Annotated in this window: 18 protein-coding genes; 8 read left to right on the forward strand and 10 right to left on the reverse strand. The window is 56.6% G+C overall.

Annotated features, from left to right (window positions below):
• Positions 1 to 33: 33 nt before the first annotated feature.
• Entirely contained in the window at positions 34 to 1233 is a 1200-nt protein-coding gene (metC, locus tag LT85_RS15040) for a cystathionine beta-lyase (protein ID WP_052135214.1), read from the reverse strand.
• A gap of 292 nt (positions 1234 to 1525) precedes the next feature.
• On the opposite strand from metC, the gene ilvD reads away from it, so the two are divergent.
• The 5 genes from ilvD to LT85_RS15065 all read left to right on the forward strand — a co-directional run bounded on the left by ilvD (position 1526) and on the right by LT85_RS15065 (position 9861).
• Complete coding sequence (ilvD, locus tag LT85_RS15045) at positions 1526 to 3400, forward strand: dihydroxy-acid dehydratase (RefSeq protein ID WP_038490181.1); 1875 nt, start codon at positions 1526 to 1528, stop codon at positions 3398 to 3400.
• A 385-nt stretch (positions 3401 to 3785) separates the two neighbouring features.
• The gene (locus tag LT85_RS15050; protein ID WP_038496370.1) at positions 3786 to 5033 is read left to right on the forward strand and encodes a TIGR03862 family flavoprotein; all 1248 of its coding nucleotides are present in this window, start codon (positions 3786 to 3788) and stop codon (positions 5031 to 5033) included.
• 68 nt (positions 5034 to 5101) lie between these two features.
• Positions 5102 to 6025 carry a hypothetical protein gene (locus LT85_RS25470; RefSeq protein ID WP_156117547.1) on the forward strand — a complete coding sequence of 308 codons (924 nt, stop codon included), beginning with the start codon at positions 5102 to 5104 and terminating at the stop codon, positions 6023 to 6025.
• Positions 6026 to 6220: 195 nt separating this feature from the next.
• Positions 6221 to 8875, forward strand: coding sequence for a DNA mismatch repair protein MutS (mutS, locus tag LT85_RS15060; RefSeq protein WP_038490183.1), 2655 nt, complete (start codon positions 6221 to 6223; stop codon positions 8873 to 8875).
• A 65-nt stretch (positions 8876 to 8940) separates the two neighbouring features.
• Positions 8941 to 9861, forward strand: a complete 921-nt coding sequence (locus LT85_RS15065; protein WP_253273562.1) for a hypothetical protein — start codon at positions 8941 to 8943, stop codon at positions 9859 to 9861.
• Between the two features lie 202 nt (positions 9862 to 10063).
• Here the strand turns inward: LT85_RS15065 and LT85_RS15070 are convergent, their stop codons facing one another.
• Positions 10064 to 10606 (reverse strand): FKBP-type peptidyl-prolyl cis-trans isomerase, encoded by a 543-nt coding sequence (locus tag LT85_RS15070; protein WP_038496376.1) that lies wholly within the window; start codon positions 10604 to 10606, stop codon positions 10064 to 10066.
• 246 nt (positions 10607 to 10852) lie between these two features.
• Here LT85_RS15070 and LT85_RS15075 point away from each other — a divergent pair, with 246 nt between their 5' ends.
• Together LT85_RS15075 and LT85_RS15080 are read left to right on the forward strand one after the other, a co-directional pair.
• Positions 10853 to 11974 (forward strand): cupin domain-containing protein, encoded by a 1122-nt coding sequence (locus LT85_RS15075; protein ID WP_038490188.1) that lies wholly within the window; start codon positions 10853 to 10855, stop codon positions 11972 to 11974.
• A gap of 602 nt (positions 11975 to 12576) precedes the next feature.
• A complete protein-coding gene (locus tag LT85_RS15080; protein WP_038490191.1) occupies positions 12577 to 12903 on the forward strand; it encodes a hypothetical protein in 327 nt (108 codons plus the stop codon).
• A gap of 95 nt (positions 12904 to 12998) precedes the next feature.
• Here LT85_RS15080 and LT85_RS15085 read toward each other — a convergent pair whose 3' ends face one another.
• The 8 genes from LT85_RS15085 to htpX form a co-directional block, all read right to left on the reverse strand.
• On the reverse strand, positions 12999 to 13772 hold the full coding sequence (locus tag LT85_RS15085) for an MBL fold metallo-hydrolase (protein ID WP_038490194.1): 774 nt from the start codon (positions 13770 to 13772) through the stop codon (positions 12999 to 13001).
• Between the two features lie 48 nt (positions 13773 to 13820).
• Complete coding sequence (bamC, locus tag LT85_RS15090) at positions 13821 to 14996, reverse strand: outer membrane protein assembly factor BamC (RefSeq protein WP_038490197.1); 1176 nt, start codon at positions 14994 to 14996, stop codon at positions 13821 to 13823.
• A gap of 58 nt (positions 14997 to 15054) precedes the next feature.
• Positions 15055 to 15933 (reverse strand): 4-hydroxy-tetrahydrodipicolinate synthase, encoded by an 879-nt coding sequence (gene dapA / locus LT85_RS15095; RefSeq protein WP_038496380.1) that lies wholly within the window; start codon positions 15931 to 15933, stop codon positions 15055 to 15057.
• Between the two features lie 140 nt (positions 15934 to 16073).
• Positions 16074 to 16658 carry a class I SAM-dependent methyltransferase gene (locus tag LT85_RS15100; RefSeq protein WP_038490200.1) on the reverse strand — a complete coding sequence of 195 codons (585 nt, stop codon included), beginning with the start codon at positions 16656 to 16658 and terminating at the stop codon, positions 16074 to 16076.
• Between the two features lie 14 nt (positions 16659 to 16672).
• Positions 16673 to 17875 (reverse strand): tryptophan--tRNA ligase, encoded by a 1203-nt coding sequence (locus tag LT85_RS15105; RefSeq protein ID WP_038490202.1) that lies wholly within the window; start codon positions 17873 to 17875, stop codon positions 16673 to 16675.
• A gap of 47 nt (positions 17876 to 17922) precedes the next feature.
• Positions 17923 to 18582 (reverse strand): site-2 protease family protein, encoded by a 660-nt coding sequence (locus LT85_RS15110; protein WP_038490205.1) that lies wholly within the window; start codon positions 18580 to 18582, stop codon positions 17923 to 17925.
• 179 nt (positions 18583 to 18761) lie between these two features.
• Positions 18762 to 19385, reverse strand: a complete 624-nt coding sequence (locus tag LT85_RS15115) for an L-threonylcarbamoyladenylate synthase (RefSeq protein WP_038490208.1) — start codon at positions 19383 to 19385, stop codon at positions 18762 to 18764.
• A gap of 67 nt (positions 19386 to 19452) precedes the next feature.
• Positions 19453 to 20337, reverse strand: coding sequence for a protease HtpX (gene htpX, locus LT85_RS15120; RefSeq protein WP_038490211.1), 885 nt, complete (start codon positions 20335 to 20337; stop codon positions 19453 to 19455).
• 137 nt (positions 20338 to 20474) lie between these two features.
• On the opposite strand from htpX, the gene LT85_RS15125 reads away from it, so the two are divergent.
• Positions 20475 to 21614 carry an SLC13 family permease gene (locus tag LT85_RS15125; protein ID WP_081992786.1) on the forward strand — a complete coding sequence of 380 codons (1140 nt, stop codon included), beginning with the start codon at positions 20475 to 20477 and terminating at the stop codon, positions 21612 to 21614.
• Positions 21615 to 21822: the final 208 nt, after the last annotated feature.

A 21822-nucleotide genomic window follows, 5' to 3' on the forward strand; every position in this document is an offset into this window, starting at 1 on the left:
CGGCCGGGCGCAATCACGGCGCCCTTCACATCATTACAGCGCCTGTTCCATTTGCTTGAACGCCTGCCCCATGTCAGCCACCAGATCATCGAGATTTTCCAATCCCACGTGCACCCGCACCAGCGGATTCTGATACGTCGTCTTGGAAGCAACCCGGGTTGGCGGTTTATCCAGCGGTAGCGCCAGGCTTTCAAAACCGCCCCATGACAGGCCGATGCCGAACAGCTGCAGACTTTCAAAGAACTTGGACAAGGCCGGGCGGCCGACTTCTTTCAGCTCGACCGTGAACAGGCCGCTGGCGCCGAGGAAATCGCGCTTCCATAGCTGGTGCCCAGGGTCGGATGGCAAGGCCGGATGCAATACCCGCTCTACCAGCGGCTGGGTGCGCAGGTATTCGGCCAGCTGGACGCCGTTTTCCCAATGCTGGCGCAGGCGCACTGCCATGCTGCGCATGCCGCGCAAAGCCAGGTAGATATCGTCCGGGCCGGCGGTCTGGCCAAAATCATGGGCGCCATTCTTGAGGATGCCCCAGGCGCGTTCATTGGCGCTGGCGACACCGAGCAAGGCATCGGAATGGCCAACGATATATTTGGTGGCTGCATGGATCGACACATCGACACCATGTTTGAACGGCTTGAAGAACAAGGGCGTGGCCCAGGTATTGTCGAGCAAGACAAAGGCGCCGACCTTGTGGGCCTCTTCAGCGATGGCCGGGATGTCCTGCACTTCAAAGGTCCACGAGCCGGGCGACTCGACAAACACCACGCTGGTATTCGGCCGCAACAAGGTGCGGATTTCGCCACCGATCAGCGAATCGAAATACTCGACCTCCACTCCCATGCGACGCAAGACGCGGTCGGCGAAGGTGCGGGTCGGGCCGTAGACGCTGTCGGTAATCAGCACGTGATCGCCGCTTTTGACGAAAGCCATGATGCTATGGGTGCAGGCCGACAGGCCGGATGGAAACACCAGGCAGTTGTGGCCGCCTTCCAGCGTCACGATCGCCTGCTCGAAGGAACGGGTGGTCGGGGTGCCGAAGCGGCCGTAGTTGGACATCGGATTATCGATCTGGCGGCTGGCTTCCCAGTCTTCCAGATTGTTGGCGATGATGGTGGAGCCGCGGAAAACCGGGGTATTCACCATCCCGGCGAAACGCGAAGGCTCGCGTCCACAATGGATTAATTGCGTATCGACATGCGTGGCGGGGGAATCGGAAGAATGATCGGTTGACATAGGAGCTCCAAAATAAGCTGTACGGCGAGATGACCTATGTCTATTGTAGGAATATGGCTGCAGAAAATTATCGCAACAAATTGCTTGAAAATATAATTTATTAGAATATTTTTCTATTATTTACATTAAATAAAGAAAATAAAGACAAACAATGCTGAAGCAATAACAATATAACTGCAAGATATGAAAAATCGATATATACGCAATTCATATTAATAAGCCATAAATCATATATTTGACACAGCGTTATGGGCAAGGCACTCTAGGGCCATTATTCCTGGAGATGCACATCATGCCGCAATATCGTTCCCGCACCACTACCCACGGCCGCAACATGGCCGGCGCCCGCGCACTCTGGCGCGCCACAGGCATGAAAGACGGCGACTTCGACAAGCCGATCATTGCGGTGGTCAATTCCTTCACCCAATTCGTTCCGGGCCACGTCCACCTGAAGGACCTGGGCCAGATGGTTGCGCGCGAGATCGAAGCAGCCGGCGGCGTCGCCAAGGAATTCAATACCATCGCCGTCGATGACGGAATCGCCATGGGCCACGGTGGCATGCTGTATTCGTTGCCGTCACGCGAACTGATTGCCGATTCGGTGGAGTACATGGTCAACGCCCATTGCGCCGACGCCATGGTATGCATCTCGAATTGCGACAAGATCACGCCGGGCATGCTGATGGCTGCGATGCGCCTGAATATTCCGGTCGTGTTCGTTTCCGGCGGCCCGATGGAAGCCGGCAAGGTAGTTGAAAAACTGCCTGGCGTGGCCGTGATCGACCAAAAGATTTTCAAGATCGACCTGGTCGACGCCATGATCAAGGCCGGCGACGCTTCCGTCAGCGATGCCGACATTGCTGAAATCGAACGCTCGGCCTGCCCTACTTGCGGTTCCTGTTCCGGCATGTTTACCGCCAACTCAATGAACTGCCTGACCGAAGCGCTGGGGCTGGCACTGCCCGGCAACGGCACTATTCTCGCGACGCACGCCGACCGCAAGGAATTGTTCTTGCGCGCCGGCCGCCTGATTGTCGAGCTGGCCAAACGTCATTACGAGCAGGATGACTATTCTGTCCTGCCACGCAATATTGCTAACAAGGCGTCGTTTGAAAATGCCATGACACTGGATGTCTCGATGGGCGGCTCGACCAATACGGTGCTGCATTTGCTGGCCGCAGCACAGGAAGCGGAAGTCGATTTCAAGATGGCCGACATCGACCGCATCTCGCGCCACGTTCCTTGCTTGTGCAAGGTAGCGCCGATGACCGACAAATACCATATCGAAGACGTGCACCGCGCCGGCGGCATCATCAGTATCCTCGGTGAACTGGCGCGCGCCGGCTTGCTCGACACCAGCCGTCCGACGATCCACGCCAAGACCCTGGGCGACGCCATCGCCAACAACGACATCACGCAAACCCAGGACGCCGCGGTGCACAAGCTGTTCAGCGCAGCGCCCGGCGGCGTGCCAACCCAGGTCGCATTCTCGCAAGAAAAACGCTTTACCAGCCTCGACACCGACCGCAGCAACGGCTGCATCCGCGACAAGGCGCATGCCTATTCGCAGGATGGCGGGCTAGCGGTCTTGTACGGCAACCTGGCGGAAAACGGCTGCATCGTCAAGACTGCCGGCGTCGACGAAAGCATCCTCAAGTTCAGCGGCCGCGCCCGCGTCTTTGAAAGCCAGGACGATGCCGTGGAAGCGATTCTCGGCGATACGGTGCATGCCGGCGACGTCGTCATCATCCGCTACGAAGGACCGAAAGGCGGACCGGGCATGCAAGAAATGCTGTATCCGACGTCGTACATCAAATCCAAAGGCCTGGGGAAATCCTGCGCGCTGTTCACCGACGGCCGTTTCTCAGGCGGTTCGTCCGGCCTGGTGATCGGCCATGCTTCTCCTGAAGCGGCGGAAGGCGGCGCCATCGGCCTGGTGCAGGAAGGCGACACCATCGAAATCGATATTCCTGAACGCCGCATACACCTGAAGGTCAGCGATAGCGAATTGGCGCAGCGACGCACAGCGATGGAAGCCAAGGGCAAGGATGCCTGGAAACCGGTCAATCGCCAGCGTTATGTATCGCAGGCTCTGCAAGCCTATGCCGCCATGGCTACCTCGGCCGACCGTGGCGCGGTGCGTGATATCAGCCAGCTGAAGCGCTAAGCCAAGGGCGAAACTTGCAGCGATATTCGCTATTGTTTCCCAGCGTTTATCAGGCAAGAAAAATGTAACTCTCTGTAAAAGAGGTCGGTGCAAACCGGCCTCTTTTTTTATATTTCCTGCATGTCAAACAGGCGTTTCCTTCTGCGAAAAACACCAAAAAAACATATCCGGCCCATAAGCTGCGGGATTCCTTCTTGTCTGCCACATTTTTGTAGACAAAGGTTCATTAGTTTTTTGAGCCGTCATTCCCTGTTCCCGAGGCATCATCCGGCTCCCTTCCCCTCTTTATAGGCGCCCTCGATATGGTAAAGTTGCAAACCCTGCCGGACCGGCCCTGTGTCCGGCAGTTTCCAAGCTATAAATGACTTCGTTGAATAATCCCGAAATGCAAACAGCAGTAAAAAATCTGGCCCCGAACGTAGCCGTCATCGGCGGCGGACCAGCCGGCCTGATGGCTGCCGAAGTATTGGCTGCAGCCGGCGTCCAGGTCGACGTCTACGACGCCATGCCTTCGGTCGGCCGTAAATTCCTGCTGGCCGGAAAAGGCGGTATGAATCTGACGCATTCGGAACCCTATGAAGCCTTCCTCTCGCGCTACGGTGCACGCCGCGAGGAAATCGCCCCCCTGCTGGACCAGTTCGGTCCGGACGCGCTGCGCGCATGGGTGCAGGCGTTGGGCATCGACACCTTCGTCGGCTCATCCGGCCGTATCTTCCCGACTGACATGAAAGCCGCGCCACTGCTGCGCGCCTGGCTGCATCGTCTGCGCCAGGCTGGCGTGCGGTTTCACATGCGCCATCGCTGGCTAGGCTGGGACGAGGCCGATGCCATGCGCTTCGAAACTCCACAAGGAGCCCGCACAAAAAGCGCCGATGCGGTGGTGCTGGCGCTCGGCGGCGGCAGCTGGGCGCGACTCGGCTCCGACGCAAAATGGGTGCCGCTGCTGACGCAACGCACAGTGCCTGTGGCGCCGCTACAGCCATCCAATTGTGGCTTCGATGTCAGCTGGAGTGAATATTTCCGTGGCCGTTTCGCTGGGCAGCATTTGAAATCGGTTGCTATCCTGCTCGACGACGGCAGTGGCGACCAGCCGCCAACGCGCAAACAAGGCGAGTTCGTGATTACCGCCAACGGCGTCGAGGGCAGCCTGATCTACGCGCTGTCAGCCGGTTTGCGTGACCGCATTGTTGCTGACGGCTCCACCGTGATCAAGCTCGACCTGCTTCCGGACTGGCCTTTGCAACGCGTGATAGACGAAGTGGCGCGGCCGCGTGGTGCGCGTTCATGGTCTAGCCATCTGCAAAGCCGGCTAGGACTGAAAGGCGTCAAAACCGGCTTGCTGCGCGAACTGGTGTCGGCTGCCGACTTTATCGAACCGCTGTTCCTGGCGCACGCCATCAAGGCCCTGCCGCTGACCTTGCTGGCGCCGCGCCCTATCGATGAAGCCATCAGCAGCGCCGGCGGCGTGGCGTTTGACGGCCTTGACCAGCAACTCATGCTGAAAGCCTTGCCGGGCGTATTTTGCGCAGGCGAAATGCTCGACTGGGAAGCCCCTACCGGCGGCTATTTGCTGACCGCTTGCCTGGCCTGCGGTCGAGCCGCGGGTCATGGCGTTTTGAACTGGTTGCCGTAAAATGCAGAATTTCCGTCCCGGCTTTTTATTCACAAAACGCGCGGTTATGCAAAGCGCCGCTGACAGACTTGCCCGCAAGTCAATCAAACAAGGCTGAACCGATGAAGGAAGGGAGTGCAAAACCAAGAAAATTGTCGTGGATAGACAAGCGACGCGCCAATCAGCAACGCATTCCCAAGATCGTTGGCGTGCTGATCTCGATCCTGTTCCACGCAGTTGGCATCTGGTACCTGCTGACCCAGCTACCCATCGAGCTGCCGTCAACGCCTGCGCCCGGCAATATGGGCACGGTGAGCATTACGCTGGCGCCAGCACCCACCAATGCGCCGAAGCCACAAGTCAAGACGCCGCCCGCCAAGCCCAAGACTGCCCCAGCGCCAGCCAAGCCGCGCAAGACGACACCAAGAACGGCTCAAATTCGCAAACCGATTACGCCGGTCGCCCCGGAAACCGTAGTCACGCCACAACCGGATGCCCCTAAATACGCGGAATCCGTGCAAGAAGATTTTTCTTCGCATATCCAGGCGGCGCGCGAGCGGCGTGAAGCGGCCCAGGCGCAAGAGCGGGCAATGGAAGGCGACAATTCGCCAAGCGAAGATGCGCCGCAATCGCCGAATGACATCGCACGCGCCAACATCCAGGCGCAACGAGGCTGGATGGGCATAGACAAGGCGAAAAACGGCGGGATCTTCGAGGTGCGCGATAAAACGCCATTCCGCGCCAACCTGGTTTTCCACGGCTGGAGTACCGATAACAATAGAAATGCGACCCAATATATCCCGGTCGAACGCGGCGCCGACGTCAGCATCGAAATGGCTATCGTCAACAAGATGATAGAGATGATCCGCAAGAAAACCCAGACCGACATCCCGTGGCGCTCGCAACGCCTGGGCCGCGTGATAACGCTGAGCGCCCGCCTGAAAGATACGGATGAACTGCAACAGTTCCTGATGCGGGAAATGTTTTACCAGGACGCCGCTCCGCCTCGATAAGCGCCGGAGCAGCCAGGTGTTGCCTTGGTCGCCCTTTCCGCCCTTCTCCATGTCGCCCGGGCCGCAAAGAAATAGCGGCTTGGGCAGCTTCAGCTTACAATATCGGTTATACCCGAATACCCTAGCAATCAAGCCCGATCCAGCTTGAGAAAGAACCTATTTAATGCATTCAGTTTTTCATCAGCGAGCCGCCCAATGACGGTAGCGGCACAAAAAGTCTCACCCGGCATGCAACAATATCTCGGCATCAAAGCCGACTATCCTGACACGCTTGTGTTCTATCGGATGGGAGATTTCTACGAACTGTTTTTCGAGGATGCGGAAAAAGCCACGCGCCTGCTCGGCATCACGCTGACCTCACGCGGCACTTACAACAACGCGCCGATCAAGATGTGCGGCGTGCCATTCCACTCGGCCGACCAATATCTCGCCAAGCTGATCAAGCTGGGCGAATCGGTAGCCCTGTGCGAGCAGATCGGCGACCCTGCGACCAGCAAGGGGCCAGTCGACCGTAAAGTGCTACGCGTGATTACGCCGGGCACCCTGACCGATTCCAACCTGTTGCCGGAAAAATCCGACCAGCCACTGCTAGCCCTGTTCGTCACCCAGCAGCGCAAAGCGGTCAAGGTTGGCCTTGCTTGGCTGTCGCTGGCTAGCGGCGCGCTGAAGATGATGGAATTCGCTTGCGAACCGGCGACGCTGGATACCTTGCTGAAGCAAGAACTTGAACGCATCGCGCCGGCGGAAATCCTGGTGGCCGATATGGTTGACGCCATGCTGGCCAAGGGCGTGGTCGACAAAGCCACCAATGTGCCGGAATGGCATTTCGATATCGCCCACGGCCAAAAATCGTTGCTCGACCAGCTCGCCGTCAGTACCTTGAGCGGTTTCGGCGCAGAGGGCCTGAGTGCCGCCATCGGCGCCGCCGGCGCCTTGCTACGCTATGCACAGTCGACCCAGGGCAAGGGCTTGCAGCACGTCCGCACCCTCACAGTTGAAACCGAAAATGAATTTATCGGCCTTGACGCCGCCACCCGTCGCAACCTTGAGCTGACTGAAACCATCCGCGGCCAGGATTCATCGTCCGGCGCACCAACCCTGTTCTCGCTATTGGATCATTGCCGCACCGCGATGGGTTCCCGCCTGCTGCGCCATTGGCTGCATCATGCAAAACGCGACCAGGCAGTAGCGCGCGGCCGCCATGCCGCCATCGGCGCCCTGATTGCAGCAGATGCCGGCAGCGCCATTTCCAGTACCTTGAGCGCAGTGCCTGATATCGAACGGATTACCGCACGTATCGCCTTGCTGTCGGCACGGCCGCGTGACCTTGCCGGCTTGCGCGACGGCTTGCTGCAGCTGGATTCCCTGCGCGCCGACATCGCCCTGTGCGGCAGCGATGGCCAGGTGCCTTTGCTGCAAGAACTGCAAAGCGCGCTGGAAACCCCGGTCGAATGCCTGCAATTGCTGCAAAGCGCGATTGCCGCCGAACCTTCGACCATGGTGCGCGACGGCGGCGTGATCGCTCCCGGTTTCGATGCAGAACTGGACGAGCTGCGCGGGCTGTCGGAAAACGCCGGCCAGTTCCTGGTCGACCTGGAAACGCGCGAACGGGCGCGCACCGGGATCGCCAATTTGCGCGTCGAATACAACAAGGTGCATGGCTTCTATATCGAAGTCACACACGGCCAGACCGACAAGGTGCCAGACGACTACCGCCGCCGCCAAACCTTAAAAAATGCCGAGCGCTACATCACGCCTGAACTGAAGGCGTTTGAAGACAAAGCGTTGTCCGCGCAAGAACGGGCGCTGATTCGCGAAAAGGCACTGTACGAACAAATCTTGCAGGATCTTGCGCCGCATATCGGCACCTTGCAAAACATCGCCCACGCGCTAGCCCAGCTTGATACGTTGGTAGCGCTGGCGGATCATGCCGGCCGCAACGATTGGTGCGTGCCGCAACTGGTAACTGAACCAGCGATCCAGATCGTGCAAGGCCGCCATCCGGTCGTCGAAAAGCAGATCGAACGCTTCATCGCCAACGATTGCCAGCTGTCGACGGAACGCAAGCTGCTGCTGATTACCGGCCCCAACATGGGTGGTAAATCGACCTTCATGCGCCAGGTTGCGCTGATTACCCTGCTGGCTTACGTCGGCAGTTACGTACCTGCAGATAGCGCCGTGCTAGGCCCGATCGACCGCATCTTTACCCGTATCGGCGCAGCCGACGACTTGGCCGGCGGCCGCTCTACCTTCATGGTGGAAATGACCGAATCGGCAGCCATCCTCAACGGCGCCAGCGAAAACTCGCTGGTGCTGATGGATGAAGTCGGCCGCGGCACCTCGACCTTCGACGGCTTGGCGCTGGCGTGGGCCATTGCGCGTCACCTGATCGACGCCAGCCGCAGCTTCACCTTGTTCGCCACCCATTACTTTGAACTGACCCAGTTGCCGGATTTGCATCCATCAGCCGCCAACGTGCATCTGTCGGCGGTCGAACACAAGGACAGCATCGTCTTCCTGCATGCGGTCCAGGCTGGACCAGCATCGCAAAGTTATGGTTTGCAGGTAGCGCAACTGGCCGGCGTCCCCTCGCCGGTAATCCGCGCCGCCCGCAAACATCTTGCACTGCTAGAATCGCAGTCGATGCAGCCGACGCCGCAGTTCGACCTGTTTTCTCAAGCCGCGAATACGGCAGCAGACGACGAGGCGGATACCGACGCAGAGAACGACACGCTGGGCAGCGAGCTGATCGCGACACTGGATGACATCGATCCCGATGCGTTGACGCCGCGCGAGGCGCTGGAACAACTATACCGCCTGAAACATATCGCCATGGCGCAAAAAAGCTGATGAACGCCAGGCCGCTACGCAAATCACCTTCTGTCTTGACGTTAAGGTTAGCGCTCCTGCTAACCTTGACGGCAGCACTGACGGCAAATTGCGGCGCGGCGTTTGCGGACAGCACCAGTTTCAGCTTTGGCGTGATCGCGCATGCCTTCCGTGGCAACGCTGACGAAACCACGCTGCGCAACGCGATCGCTGAAACCGATGCCGACAACCTGGCTTTTGTCGTTGCCAACGGCATCAAGGCCAGCAGCGAGCCGTGCTCTGACCAGCTGTATAGCCGACGCAAAACCCTCTTGAACAGTGCGAAGAACGGCTTGATCGTGTCACTGTCGGCAAGCGACTGGGTGGCCTGCAGAACTGCATCCGACCGTTCTGCAGCGATCGAGCGCCTGAATCGAGTGCGCGAGCTGTTCTTTTCCGACGAGTTTTCTTTCGGTGACAGCAAGATCCCGCTGATCAGGCAATCGACCTCCCCCAAATTCCACAGCTACGTGGAAAATGCGCGCTGGGAAATCGGCAATGTCGTGTTCGCCACCATCAACCTGCCAGCGACCAACAATCATTATCTGGCGGAGGGTGGCCGCAACAGCGAGTTTGAAGACCGGCAGATCGCCAATCGCGAATGGCTGCAGCGTGTTTTCTTGAATGCTTCGCAAAAAAAATCGGACGCCGTAGTCTTGTTTTGCGACGGCGACCCGCTGGCCACCCAGCGTCACCGCGTATTCGACTTTAACGTCAAGCGTGACGGATTCGCCGAGATCCGCCAGCGCATCAGCGCCCACGCCGGCCAGTTCGCAGGCAAGGTGCTGATCATCCACGGTCCGCATGAAGCGCAGCCGCCAGGCTCCACGACCATCATCTGGCAGCGCAATATGGGCGACCTGGAAGTCAGCGGCAGCTGGCTAAAGGTGAATTACGACCCGGCAAATTCCAAGCTGTTCGACCTTGGCAAGCCCGCAGAACAAGCAGCAGTTCTGTCGCGCCGATAGGCACGGTATCGCCGTGGTGAACGCTTGACGTCACTGGCGTGGAAAAACGGAGATCGTTGGAAAATATCGAGACAATGGCAAGGACTGCCAAACAAACCTGGCCAGAGAGACTGTCAGGCTACCCTGACATGCAGGGCGGAGGTATCGCATAGGCGGTAGCAACCGCCCATGCGACTAGCATCTAAGACTTGAAATTTAAGACTTAGTGGATAGGATGGCTACGGAAATGGTCGTCTGCACCATCTTCGTCATGGTCGTCGTGATGATGGCCATGAGCGCCGTGAACGTGCTGATGAGCGATCTCTTCTTCTGTCGCGGCGCGCACTTCTGTCACGCTCAGATCGAAACGCAAAGCGATGCCGGCCAATGGATGATTACCATCAAGCACGACCTTGTCATCGGCAATATCTGTCACCGTGAAAATCAACGCTTGCTCTTCTTCATCTTCATTGTCTGGCGTGCCTTCAAACTGCATGCCAACTTCCAGCGGTGTCGGCAAACGGTTGCGCGGCTCTATCTTGACCAGGTTGGAATCGTATTCGCCAAACGCATCATCCGGCTCGACTTGCAGTTCGGTTTGATAACCGGCTTCCTTGCCGTCCAGAGCTTCTTCGATTTTCGGCAATGTGTTTTCATAGCCGCCGTGCAAATACACCATCGGCTCGCTGCTTTCCTCGATCAGATTACCTTGGGCATCTGACAATTTGTAGCGCACAGTCACTACCGTATTTTTGGCAATCTTCATGATCATTCCTTTCATTTAACATGCGTGGGATTATACCCGCCGGAGCGGCCTCGCCTTGCCGATGACGTAAATTTTTACCAGTCCGGCTACAACAATCCACCCGCCAAACGCTGATAACACGCTAAATCGGCATCTCTTGCCTAATTTTTCGGCATACAAACCGCCACATCTAAATCGCGGTATCTAAACCACCGAACCTGAACCGCCGCATCTAAACCGCCGCATCTAAACCGATATAATACGGGCATGAAAAATTCCACACTCTTGGGCGGACTGACGCCCGCTCAATTCCTCCGCGACTACTGGCACAAGAAACCGCTACTGATTCGCCAGGCCTTTCCTGGTTTTACGCCATTGCTGTCACCCGCGGCGCTGTTTGAAATGGCGCAGCGCGATGACGTCGAATCACGGCTGGTAACCCACTTCAAGAAACAGTGGCAAGTCAGCAACGGCCCGCTCACCAATTTGCCGGGTATGGACCAGAAGGACTGGACCCTGCTGGTACAGGGCGTCAACCTGCATGACGACAACGCCGATGCACTGCTGCGCCAATTCCGCTTCATTCCCGACGCCCGGCTGGACGACCTGATGATCAGCTACGCCACCGACACCGGCGGCGTTGGCCCACATTTTGATTCGTACGATGTGTTTTTATTGCAGGCGCACGGTCAGCGCCGCTGGAAAATCGGCGCCACCCAGGACCTGACTTTGGTGGAAGGCAGCGCACTGAAAATACTCAAGAATTTCGAACCCGAGAAGGAATTCGTCCTGGAACCCGGCGACATGCTCTACCTGCCGCCGCAATATGCGCACGACGGTGTCGCCATCGGCGAATGCATGACCTATTCTATCGGCTTCCGCGCGCCGCCATTTCAAGAGCTGGGAGAAGCATTCTTGCAATTCATGGCGGACTCCATCGACCTGCCGGGGCGCTATGCCGATCCAGAACTGGAAACCAGCAAGCATCCTGCAGAGATTAGCGGCAGTATGCTGGCGCAAATTTCAGATGAGCTGAATAAGGTTCGCTTTACTGACGATGACATCGCCATTTTTGTCGGCCAATATCTGTCGGAACCGAAGGCCAGCGTATTTTTCGAATCACCGGCCAAACCATTGACGCTGACGCGCTTCACCGCTGCATTAAGCAAGCGCGGCGTGGCGCTATCGCGCAAAACCCAGATGCTGTATCGCGGCAAACATGTATTTATCAATGGTGAATCATTTGCCATCGGCCGCGCCGACAAGGCATCCCTGACACTGCTGGCTGACCAACGCCACCTGGACAGCGAAGCCGCCGCCAAAGTCTCGGCCGATGTATTGGATGCGCTCTACACCTGGTACGAAGACGGCTGGGTTACGCTCGGCTAATTGTGGCTGGATGTTTTTGGAATAGTTACATTTTCCGAGAACATCCTTCCTGGAATCCGAAAAAAGTGGAATAACGCGTTTATTATCGATTCAAACTATTTGAATAAGCGTTGATAGCTGAAAAAAATCTGCAAAAAAACGGGCATAAAATAAATAGAAATTCGTCAAATATAATTAATAACAAAACAAATATCGAATTAATCTTTCCCATCAGGATGCTCAAATAATATTCGTGATTGACAGTATTTAACAAATTAAAGCCAATCCGACATTCAAGAATATATGGCGCGACTATTTTTTTGATCCGTAAGCACCGCACTTCCCAGTGTCAATTCTGACAGGGTGCTGTGCTCATGCGGCGTCAATATCCCTGAAGCGGTTCGCACAAGTTCAAAAAGTGCTGTTGTGTTGATACAAATTCTTACCAAATAGCAAACCGTCAATGTCATATTTAACAAATTCCGGCTATAATCCTGAGCTGGAAAGTTTTTGTTGCATCGCGATGCGCAGTCCCGGCAAAGCACTGCGAAAACATCCTGTAGAGCGATAATTACCGGTAATTATTCATCGCAAAAATTTTGATTACTACTGAAGGAACATTCATGAAAAAAACACTGTTGATCGCATCCCTGTTGGCTCTGACTCTGGCTGCTTGCGGCAAAAAAGACGACGCTGCTGCTCCAGCTGCTGACGCTTCTGCTCCAGCAATGGCTGCTCCAGCTCCTGCAGCTGCTGACGCTGCCGCTTCCGCTGCATCCGACGCTGCCGCTGCTGCAACTGCCGCAGGTTCCGCTGCTGCTGACGCTGCAACTGCTGCTGGTACAGCTGCTGCTGCCGCTGGTTCCGCTGCTGCTGATGCTGCTCACACAGCTGTTGACGCTGCTGCTGACGCTGCTAAAGCTGCTGCCGCACCTGCTGCTTCCAAGTAATCATTGGTTGCGTAAAAAAAGCCGACCTTTGGTCGGCTTTTTTATTGCCCAAATAATTGGGCCCGCATCGGCGATCCGCTCGCTTCCTGCCACAATCAAATATCGATCCAGCCGAAGCCTTCCTCCTGGCAAGCGATCGTTATCTCCACTAATTCATTGTGCCGCGCATCGCACAGCGCCGCATAAGCCAGTTCAGGCAAATTGTTTCGCGCACTCAGGTGTGCACCGACTACCTTGCGCAAACGCGACTGATCGAGCGCCTTCAGAATGTCGCAGGCTGCTTCGTTCGACAAATGGCCATACTCACCGCCAATGCGACGCTTGAGCGACGCCGGATAAGCCGAATTGCGCAGCATCTCGCGATCATGATTACACTCCAGCACCAAGGCATCGCAACCACTCAAGGCTTGCACAAGATGATCGGTCAGCTTGCCGGCATCGGTCAGCACGCCTAATTTGTGATTGCCGTCCGTAACAGCATACTGTACCGGCTCACGCGCATCGTGCGGAACCGTATAGGGGGCCAACTGGAGATCACCAATAGAGAGCGCGTCACCATCGCGGCAAAAGCCGACGGTAACGCCCGAACAATCCTGGCGCAAAGCCTGGAAAGTACCGAAGGTGAGCCAGACCGGCAAGCGATAACGACGAGCGAATTTGAAAACACCGCCGACATGGTCCTGATGTTCGTGGGTGACTACAATCGCCGAGAGGGAGGCGCCGTCCAAGCCCAGGCGGGCCAGGCGCCGTTCAGTTTCGCGTATGCCGAAACCGCAATCGAGCATCACATTGGTCGTGGTGCTGCCGGAAGTTGCTGAAATCAGCAATGCGTTGCCTTCACTGCCACTACCCAAACTTGCAAATTTCAAGGATAGATCCCGGTTAACAACGCACTACTGCCATGCTTGTGAATTAACTTACTTCAACTGCTCGTTCAACAAGCCCAGAATCTTGTCTGAACTCTTGCTTTGATCAGGCTTACCATCCTTGTCCTGTACAGTCACCAGGCTGCCGGTATCGGTACCCTTGACCACAATGCGGTAGCTGGCGGCATTTTTTGCCTTGTCGCTGTCCGAGCTACTGAAGATCTTAGCGAAGAAACCCTTATCCGACTTCTTGTCCTTGGCATCCGCATCCTGATCGACATAGCGCACAAAGTACACGCCTTGCGTACGATCACGGTCTTCGACAGTGAAGCCGACGCGATCAAGCGCCAGGCCGACCCGGCGCCATGCACGGTCAAATCCTTCATCCACCTGGACGGAATCCCCGGCGGCGCTCTTCACCAGCTTGGAACGCGCTTGCAGCGAAGGGGTATTGGCAACAGCTGCCTTGGCCTTCACCTCATCAGCGCCGAGGCGACCCATCAGGCGCGCCAGGAATTCCGCTTCCAGTTGCGGATCGGCAGGACGGGCAGTCCAGATACTCGATTCTTTTTGCGCACCGGACAAGACTTCTTCAGCGCCGCGATGGCTGATGTAGATTTCTGTGGTGCCGTTCGGTCCGCGCTCCAGGCGGGTGCGGAACTTGTCGCGCTCACCGGTCGAGTAGAGCGAATCGAATACCTTGCCCAATGTATTGCGGACGAAGTCCTGCGGGATCTTGGCGCGGTTTTCAGCCCAATCGGTTTCCATCACGCCGGTTTCCGGATTCTCGATATTGATCAGGAAGCCCGAGTCTTGCCAGAAATCCTTGACCTTTGGCCACAGGTTTTCAGGTGTTGCATTGACTACCAGCCAGCGCTGGGAACCGTCACGCTCGATATGCATGTCAGGCGCGGCATTCGGCGCCACGGTCGCTGCGGCTGCTGCCGGACGGGCGCCTTGCTCCAGGTTGTAGCCGGAAGCGGTAGCCGTGCCTGCATTTGACTCAGGAATTGCATAACGATTCTCACGCTGCAATTGGGTCAGATCAGGCGGAATGTCCAGCTTCGGCGCGGTCACCTTGCCTGCGCTTTTATAATCGATACGATCCGGCTCAAGCACCGAATTGATCGAAGAGCATCCTGCCAGACCGGCCAGCGCCAAAGCGATAACAATGCCACGTTGTGGGAGACTGAATTGAGTCGATGGAATGTTCTTGCGAATAGTCATGTGGATACAGGATCAAAAAGACGAAGGAAATTCTAGGGAAAACGCCTGTCAGCGCAGCTTATTGTAATACACCCGACTCACGCAAAGCCGCACGCACGGTGTCGTGGTACTCGGCAGCCATGGGCAGCAGCGGCAAACGAATACCGTCTGCCATCATACCCATCTCGGTGAGCGCCCATTTCACAGGCACAGGATTAGGCTCCACAAACAACGTGAAGTGCAGTGGCAAAAGTTTGTTGTTGAGTTGGACAGCTTCGACCACGTTGCCGTTCATTGCAGCTACACACAACAGATGCATATCGCGCGGCGCGACGTTAGCCGTCACAGAAATATTGCCCTTGCCGCCGCACAACATCAGCGCCATTGCAGTAGCATCATCACCGGAATACACGGCAAAATCGGCTGGCGCCAGACGAATCAGATCTGAACCGCGACCGATATTGCCAGTAGCATCCTTGACGCCGATGATTCCAGGCACCTGCGCCAGGCGCAAAATCGTCTCATTGCTCATATCGGCAATAGTACGGCCAGGGACGTTATACAAGATAATCGGCAAATCGACGGACTCAGCAATCTTCTTGAAGTGCTGGTACATGCCCTCTTGCGTCGGCTTATTGTAATAAGGGACCACTTGCAAGGATGCGTCGGCGCCGGCTTCCTTGGCGAAGCGAGTCAACTGGATCGCTTCTGCCGTGGAGTTGCCGCCACTACCGGCAATGATAGGAATGCGCTTGGCGGCATGGTCCACTGCCAGCTTGATCAGGGCGCAATGCTCTTCAACCGTGACCGTCGGCGACTCGCCCGACGTACCGACGATGACGATCGCGTCGGTGCCTTCGGCGATGTGCCAGTCAATCAGCTTGCGCAAACCCGGCAGGTCGAGACTGCCGTCGGTATGCATGGGAGTAACGATTGCAACAATGCTGCCCTTGATCATGATCATGAATGCGGAAAAATAAAAGACTGATTGTAGCGGATCATAGTGGCTATGGGGTATTTCCACTTGTAAAACAAGGTACAAATACAATTACTCTATAGCAACCAAAGAGCAAACCACCTGCAATAGAACTCAAGTTCTTATCCCAGCCGCAACGCTGACGCGACGCCATCCGCCTGCTTGATGGCGCAAATACGCTGCACCATCGCAGGTTTTGGCTGTTCTGTGAAACCGTCTTCAAACGCCAACACATGCCAGGAATTCACTATGTCAGCGGCAAGCAAAGACAGCAATTCGCCCGGCTGCAACAAGAAATCGGGATTGGAGGGCTTGCCAAACTGCTCATTACCGGCAGCAAACGTTTCATAGAGCAAAACGCCTTGCGGCGCCACGCTATCCAGAATCAGGGGAAACAGCGGCCGGTGCAGGTAATTGGTCACCACTACGCCACTAAATTGAGCAGGCCGGAACAACTGCGCGAGCGCATCTGACGGGCCGGCTTCCAGCTCGACTTGGCGGGTAGTCACGCCGGCGGCATTGATCTCAGCCAGCGCCATCGGATTGCGGTCTACCGCCAGTACGTTCAAATCCTGGCCCAGACTCGCCAGCCAAAGCGCGTGGCGGCCGCTGCCGCAGGCCAGGTCCAATACGGTGCCGGCCGGTATCAACCCGCCGAAACGGCTGACCCAGGGCGATACGGGGGAGGAATTTATCAACACACTCATCCAAAAATAGGCAGTCAGCTGTAGCTCAGGCCCATCGCCTCGCGCACGTCACGCATCGTGTCCTGCGCCAGCTTGCGTGCATGGTCGCAGCCGTCTGCCACGATCGCCCGCACCAGCGACGGGTCGTCGAGATATTGCTGGGCACGCTCATGCATCGGCTCCTGTTCGCGGACAATGGCGTCGATCACCGGCTGCTTGCATTCGAGACAACCGATACCGGCGCTGCGACAGCCTTTGGCTGCCCACTCGCGCGTGGCATTGTCGGAATACACAACGTGGAATTGCCATACCGGACACTTGTCCGGATCGCCCGGATCGGTGCGGCGTACCCGCGCCGGATCGGTCGGCATGGTGCGCACCTTCTTGGCGACCACGTCTTTCTCTTCGCGTAGAGCGATGGCGTTGCCATAGCTCTTGGACATCTTTTGGCCATCCAGTCCCGGCAAGCGTGAGGATTCAGTCAGCAACGCTTGCGGCTCCGACAAGATCAGCTTGCGGCTACCTTCAAGGAAGCCGAACAAGCGCTCGCGATCAATCATGGACAGGTTCTGGGCATCGTCCAGCATGGCCTTGGCTTGCTCCAGCGCGCTCTCGCTGCCTTGCTGCTGGAACTGGGTACGCAATTCGTTGTAGAGCTTGGCGCGTTTGCTGCCAAGCTTCTTGACTGCTTCCTGCGCCTTTACCTCGAAACCCTTTTCCTTGCCGTACAGATGATTAAAGCGGCGCGCGATTTCACGCATCATCTCGATATGCGGCACCTGGTCATCGCCCACCGGCACCTGGCTGGCGCGATAGATCAAGACGTCGGCTGCTTGCAACAAGGGATAACCGAGGAAACCGTAGGTAGCCAGGTCGCGGTCAGCCAGTTTTTCCTGCTGATCCTTGTAGGTCGGCACCCGCTCCAGCCAACCGAGCGGCGTGGCCATCGACAGCAGCAAATGCAGTTCGGCGTGTTCAGGCACCTTGGATTGTATGAACAAGGTCGCTTGCGACGGATCCACACCGGCGGCCAGCCAGTCGATGAGCATATCCCAAGTACTGGTTTCGATTACGCTTGGATCATCGTAATGCGTGGTCAGCGCATGCCAGTCGGCGACAAAAAACAGGCAAGGCAATTCGGATTGCAGCCTCACCCAATTTTTGAGTGCCCCGTGATAGTGGCCAAGATGCAGGGCGCCAGTCGGGCGCATACCAGAGACGACACGGTCAGGGTACATAGTCAGTATTAGCGATCAGAAAAAATCAGAAGAAAATGGCGTCAAATTCAATTTAACAGCAACAGCAGTGGTTTCACCATCCATTGCAGCACGGTCTGGGCAATCATCATCACTGGGGTCATCCAGAAAGACAGTACTTTCAAGAGCACCAACGCCATCACGATAAAGAAACCGTAGGGCTCGATTTGCGCAAATTTATAGGCATACTTGTTCGGCAACAGACTGGTCAAGATGCGACCTCCGTCAAGCGGCGGAATCGGGAACAGGTTGAAAGCGAACATCACCAGGTTGGTGAGAATGCCGGCGCGCGCCATCAGCGCAAAGAAATCTTCCTGAACCTGGAAAGCAGCCAGGCCGATCAGCACCAGCAGCCAGAGCAGCGCCATCAGGAAATTTGCTGCCGGCCCCGCCAGCGCCACCCAGGCCATATCGCGCTTGGGCTTGCGCAGCTGGCCGAAATTGATTGGCACCGGCTTGGCGTAACCGAACAGAAAGGCGCCGCCTGTCGAAAAATACAGCAGTATCGGGATCAGGATCGTCCCGAACGGATCGATATGCTTGATTGGGTTGAGGCTCATGCGCCCCAGCATATAGGCGGTAGAATCGCCGAAATACTTGGCGGCATAGGCATGCGCAGCCTCATGCAGCGTGATAGCGAACAGCACGGGCAAAGCATAGACTGCGACGGTTTGGATAAGATCGTTCATGGGCGGGATTCTATCAGAGGGGCGCGGCTGCCGTGCCTTGCAAATGAAGAAAGCACGCAGCCGCATCAGGCGACAATCGGCAAAAAACCGGCGATCGAATTAGATAAACACAGAAAATTACAAAAAGGCAATGCGAGCGATGGCAATCTTAAGCACTGATCGCGCGTTCATGCTTAGCATCACAAACCAAACAAACTGGCGTCACCACGCCCCTGGCGTATCAGCTGCGGCTCATCGCCTGTGAGATCAATCACTGTGGTTGGCTCCAGGCTGCAAGCACCACCGTCGATCACCAGCTCGATCTGTTTTTCCAACTGGTCGCGCACTTCTTCCGGATCGGTCAGGGCCTCTTCAGCACCCGGCAAAATCAAAGTGGTCCCAATCAGGGGCTGGCCGAACTCTTCCAGCACGGCATGGACGATGCTGTGCTCCGGAACGCGCAGGCCGATTGTCTTGCGCGCCGGATGGCTCAAGCGTCGCGGCACTTCCTTGGTCGCTTCGAGAATGAAAGTAAAGGCGCCCGGCGTCGCGCTTTTCAGCAAACGGAACTGGCGATTGTCGACCTTGGCGTATAGCGAGATCTCGCTGAGGTCGCGGCACAGCATGGTCAGGTGGTGCTTGTCGTCAACGCCGCGAATCCGCCGCACGCGCTCTACCGCATCCTTGTTATCCAGCTGGCACACCAGCGCATAGCAGCAGTCGGTCGGCAAAGCGACGATGCCGCCTGCCTGGATGATTTGCACCGCTTGCTTGATCAGCCGCAGTTGCGGATTATCTGGATGGATCTGGAAAAACTGGCTCATGGCTGTTTAGCTTTAAAAATGAAAAACGGCGCTGGTCCTCAGACCAGCGCCGCCAATTCAAGAAAATTTACAGTGCAGTGACTTGCGGATTACGCAAAGCTGCAATGCGTTGTTCGATCGGCGGATGGCTGGAAAACATTGCGCTCCAGCCTGGTTTGTCGTTGATGCCCAGCGCGGCCATCGATTCCGGCAGCGTCGCCGGCTCGACGCCACCCAAACGCGCCAGCGCCTTTTGCATCGGCAACGCGCTGCCCAGCAACTTGGCGGAACCCGCGTCGGCGCGGAATTCACGATGGCGCGAGAACCAGGCGACGATCAGCGATGCACCTATCCCCAGCACAATCTGCGATACCAGTACGGTAGCCATGTAACCAATTCCGGGACCGTCGTTATTTCCACGCGACAACGCACGGTCGACAGCATAACCGATGATGCGCGAGAGGAACACCACAAAGGTATTCACCACGCCTTGGATCAGAGTCATAGTCACCATATCGCCGTTAGCGATATGCGCGATTTCGTGGCCCAATACCGCTTCCACTTCTTCTTTGGTCATGCTTTCCAGCAAACCTGTCGATACCGCGACCAGCGCGGAATTCTTGAAGGCGCCGGTCGCGAACGCATTGGCGTCGCCCTGATAGACGGCCACCTCAGGCATGCCGATACCGGCGCGCTGGGCCAGTTTGCCCACCGTATCCACCAGCCACAGCTCGGTCGAATTGGCGGGCGCAGTAATCACCTTGGCGCCGGTCGACCATTTGGCCATTTGCTTGCTGATCAGCAAAGAGAAAATCGATCCCGTGAAGCCGACCACCAGCGAAAACACCATCAGCATCGGCAAGTTCAAGCCGGCGCTGGTCAGGAAACGGTTCACGCCCAACAGCGACAGCACGATGCTCATCACGAGCATCACTGCAATGTTGGTAGCGAGGAACAAGAAAATACGTTTCATGTGGAAAACTCCAAAATGGGAAAGAAGTGCCTTTAAAATAAGGCCGCTGGCGCAAATTTCAAGACTGTAAGAGCGTGGATGGCAATTATGCCAGACAGCCTGCGCAAAAAAACAAAGCAATTAAACAATATATATACATGCCTAAAATCGCAGAACCTAGCCGCGCCACCTCATTCATCTACAAAATCTGCCAGCCGTTCCTGCGTGACCGCCTGATGCATTTGCTATTGATTGCTGCAATTCTGCTCTCTTTTTTAGCCCCTCACCCGCCAGCCGACTACCCGGCCTGGGTTGACTGGAACACGATCGCCACCCTGGCCGGCATGCTGCTGCTAACCAAGGGGATCGAAGTCAGCGGCTATCTCGAGCATCTGGGCCGCATGATCATCAACCATCTCGGCCAGCAACGCGCACTGGCCCTGTTTCTGGTGAGCGCATCGGCGCTGCTGTCAACCATATTGACCAACGACATCGCCCTGTTCATCGTGGTGCCGCTGACCGTCGGCCTGGCCAATATCGGCGGCCTGCCAATCGGCCGCCTGGTGATTTTCGAAACGCTGGCGGTGAATGCCGGCTCCTTGCTGACGCCCATTGGCAATCCGCAAAACATCCTGCTGTGGCAGCGCTCGCACTTATCGTTCGCCACCTTCACCTGGCAAATGGTGCCGCTGGCGCTGGCAGTGTCCCTGATCTTGCTGCTCGTGACCTGGCTGAGTTTCCCCAAAAAAACCATACATGCCGAAATGGAAGATAATCCGGCCAGCTATAAGACCAGCCTGCTGCGGACTTGCAGCTTGCTTTATATCGCCTTCCTCGTGTCGGTGGAATTCGGCCACCCCGGCTGGGGCCTGCTTGGCGTGACAGTTGCCGCGGCGCTCCTGTTCCGGGAGGTTATTGCCAAGGTCGACTGGAGCCTGATCCTGGTATTCATCCTGATGTTCATCGACATCCACCTGCTGACGCAACTGGATTTCATTCAAAGCTGGGTCGGCGCGATCCAGCATTTTTCGCAGCTCGAACTTTTCCTGTCAGCCCTGCTCGGCTCGCAAGTAATCAGCAATGTCCCGGCCACCATCCTGCTGGTCAACTATTCCGACGCTTACAAGGTGATTGCCTACGGCGTCAATGCTGGCGGCTTCGGTCTGGCGATCGGTTCGCTGGCCAACATCATCGCCTTGCGCATGGCGCCCGAGCGGCATCTGTGGCTACGCTTCCATCTGTATTCATTTCCGTTCCTGATCTTGTCGGGATTCATTGCATGGTGGCTACTGGTCTGAAAGGATTCTAAGAGGCTGTTGCGAAATTAATCTAGTGTTGTTGCCCTTGCAGGGCGCACCCTGGCTTGCAAGCCAGGGGCGTTCTGCCGGCAGACGACAATGTCGTCTGCCCCCCGCCACACCCTCCTTGCCGTACCGCTCGTACTGTCTTCGTCGAAGCGCCTAGCCATCTGTGTTCGCAACAGCCTCCAAATTTAATTAATTGTCT

Source organism: Collimonas arenae (assembly GCF_000786695.1).
GTDB lineage: Bacteria > Pseudomonadota > Gammaproteobacteria > Burkholderiales > Burkholderiaceae_D > Collimonas > Collimonas arenae_A.

Coding starts and splice junctions, on each gene's coding strand:
- metC (WP_052135214.1), bottom strand. CDS start 1,233: ATGTCAACCGATCATTCTTCCGATTCCCCCGCCACGCATGTCGATACG.
- ilvD (WP_038490181.1), top strand. CDS start 1,526: ATGCCGCAATATCGTTCCCGCACCACTACCCACGGCCGCAACATGGCC.
- LT85_RS15050 (WP_038496370.1), top strand. CDS start 3,786: ATGCAAACAGCAGTAAAAAATCTGGCCCCGAACGTAGCCGTCATCGGC.
- mutS (WP_038490183.1), top strand. CDS start 6,221: ATGACGGTAGCGGCACAAAAAGTCTCACCCGGCATGCAACAATATCTC.
- LT85_RS15070 (WP_038496376.1), bottom strand. CDS start 10,606: ATGAAGATTGCCAAAAATACGGTAGTGACTGTGCGCTACAAATTGTCA.
- LT85_RS15075 (WP_038490188.1), top strand. CDS start 10,853: ATGAAAAATTCCACACTCTTGGGCGGACTGACGCCCGCTCAATTCCTC.
- LT85_RS15080 (WP_038490191.1), top strand. CDS start 12,577: ATGAAAAAAACACTGTTGATCGCATCCCTGTTGGCTCTGACTCTGGCT.
- bamC (WP_038490197.1), bottom strand. CDS start 14,996: ATGACTATTCGCAAGAACATTCCATCGACTCAATTCAGTCTCCCACAA.
- dapA (WP_038496380.1), bottom strand. CDS start 15,933: ATGATCAAGGGCAGCATTGTTGCAATCGTTACTCCCATGCATACCGAC.
- LT85_RS15100 (WP_038490200.1), bottom strand. CDS start 16,658: ATGAGTGTGTTGATAAATTCCTCCCCCGTATCGCCCTGGGTCAGCCGT.
- LT85_RS15105 (WP_038490202.1), bottom strand. CDS start 17,875: ATGTACCCTGACCGTGTCGTCTCTGGTATGCGCCCGACTGGCGCCCTG.
- LT85_RS15110 (WP_038490205.1), bottom strand. CDS start 18,582: ATGAACGATCTTATCCAAACCGTCGCAGTCTATGCTTTGCCCGTGCTG.
- LT85_RS15115 (WP_038490208.1), bottom strand. CDS start 19,385: ATGAGCCAGTTTTTCCAGATCCATCCAGATAATCCGCAACTGCGGCTG.
- htpX (WP_038490211.1), bottom strand. CDS start 20,337: ATGAAACGTATTTTCTTGTTCCTCGCTACCAACATTGCAGTGATGCTC.
- LT85_RS15125 (WP_081992786.1), top strand. CDS start 20,475: ATGCCTAAAATCGCAGAACCTAGCCGCGCCACCTCATTCATCTACAAA.